The organism is Bartonella sp. AP57NXGY, from assembly GCF_042195805.1.
Classification (GTDB): domain Bacteria; phylum Pseudomonadota; class Alphaproteobacteria; order Rhizobiales; family Rhizobiaceae; genus Bartonella.
Genome location: NZ_JBHIOZ010000028.1, coordinates 9,500 through 11,611, shown reverse-complemented (window position 1 = coordinate 11,611; position 2,112 = coordinate 9,500). Strand labels below are relative to the sequence as shown.

The following is a 2,112-nucleotide window of genomic DNA, read 5'->3' as shown; positions in this document are numbered from 1 at the left end:
TAAACCAGTTTCTTTGCTTTCCTCTGCAAAATTTGCAAACAAATGAACCTGATTCCCTTTTTTAGCTCCTAAGGGTGCAACATCTTCATAAACATACCGTGGAAAACATTGACCAGTATCCATTGCATGAAGATTAGATAAATTCTTAGTCATCAGAACAGAAAATCCACTGCTTGCTCCAACTCCCGTAACTTGTATTACTCTGTTTTCAACCGCTTGCTTCATAGGGAATATACGCGGCATTTGATATACTCTTTCGTTAAAAGTACGGTTATAATAAAGCCATTGTTGTGTAAAAGGACGATAAAGACTTTGAACTAAGCAATTACTTTCAAATTCAGAAAACTTTCCTCTTACCAATTCCTCTTTAAGACTACTGCTCCAACTGATTTTTTGGGTATCTGTATCAACAAAATCGTTCACAGCATTTGCACGTGCTTTGCGGTCAGAATGCGCATAAACATTATTAAAACGTTCCACTTCATTGTTATAGAAAGTTATCGTGTTACGCATATTCTTCGCTAGATTTTCACGGCTTGAATTATATGCCCAGGCATCGCGAGTAGTTATAATCCCACGAGAAAACGTTTCAAAGAGCTTTTTATCACTGCCTTTCTTATCACCTAAGGCCAGAAATTTTTTAAAATCACTGTTGCGCTGATTCAGCCAATCGCCATATTCATCTGGCGTAATCATCTGCCAGCCGTGTTCACGCTTGATACCGCCAACACTACCCAACCGCTGAAGTTGAGATAATTTCTCCTTTGTCGTGAGATTATCACCAATATTGTAATAGTGAATTTTGCAATGCTCCGTGACATTTGGATTTTTAATAAATAGTGTCACAGCGATTCCTGCCATACTTCCACTTCCGAAAACATTTTGCCCTTCTCGAGCAGCTCCTTTGCTCATCATATTTTTGCGAATATCACCACGCAAATTGAAAACATAAATGCTCGAAAATTCTTCATTCAATTCTTTTCGTAATCCACTCGTAGAATATCCATTGATAAAACCTGAATTTGTCACAAAACCAATAACACCACAGTCTTTTATGCGATCACTTGCCCAACGAATGGCACGAATATAACTGTCATAAAGTCCATTAACATTGCTTGCTTTGGATTGAGCAGCATAAGTTTCACGAATGCGACGATCCAATTTAGGATAGCCAATATTCTGCGCATTGTCGTTTTCACTTTTTTGTCCAGAAGAATAAGGGGGGTTGCCAACAATAACACGAATATCCAGTTCCTTCTGGTGCGCCCGACGTGTACTGTTATCCACCAGCAAATCACTGATCAGGTCTTTTTCTTGCTCATAAAGCTGGAATGTATCGGTCAAACAAATTCCCTCAAACGGAACATAATCGCCCCCCATCAGACCATGATAGGTCGTCTCAATATTAATGGCTGCAATATAATAGGCTAAAAGCACGATTTCATTGGCATGAATTTCACGACAAAATTTGTGTTTCATCTCCTCTAGTTTTATCAAACCCGATTGTAAAAGCCGTGTGATAAAAGTCCCCGTTCCAGTAAAGGGATCCATGATGTGCACACCCGATGAGCCAAGCGTTTGCCCAAATTCTTGCTCTAATACATCATTGACAGAGTGCAAAATAAAATCCACAACCTCGACGGGGGTATAAACAATGCCTAATTTTTCTACAGTGCGTGGAAAAGCATAACGAAAAAACTTATCATAAAGCTCTACAATCAACCTCTGTTTTGCTTTTGGATCCGTAATGCCACTGGCTCGTAATTTTACACTTGCGTAAAATTTTTCCAGATCTTTGGATTCCTTATCAAGATTTGCCTCATCAAGCACATCAAGCATACGCTGCATAGCACGCGAGACAGGATTCTCACGTGTGAACTGATAGCCTTCAAACAACACCTGAAAGACAGGACGCGTGATAATATGCTGTGCCAACATCTCAATCGCATCAGCTTCTGTAACAGCATCATTTAAGTCATCACGCAGTTCTGCCACAAACCTGTCAAAGGCTTGACGCGCCTCAGTATTTGGCTCTGCCAGAATGCCTGTTAAGCGCGTGATATGATTCTTAGCAATTTCAGCAATATTGCTCGCCCAATCCTCCCAATAATC

1 protein-coding gene is annotated in these 2,112 nt (G+C 40.1%); it reads right to left on the bottom strand.

Going from position 1 to position 2,112, the window contains the following annotated elements; all coding sequences use genetic code 11:
- Window positions 1-2,112: type ISP restriction/modification enzyme (locus ACFIL8_RS04675; protein ID WP_375689022.1), on the bottom strand; the 2,112-nt coding region annotated here is incomplete at both ends.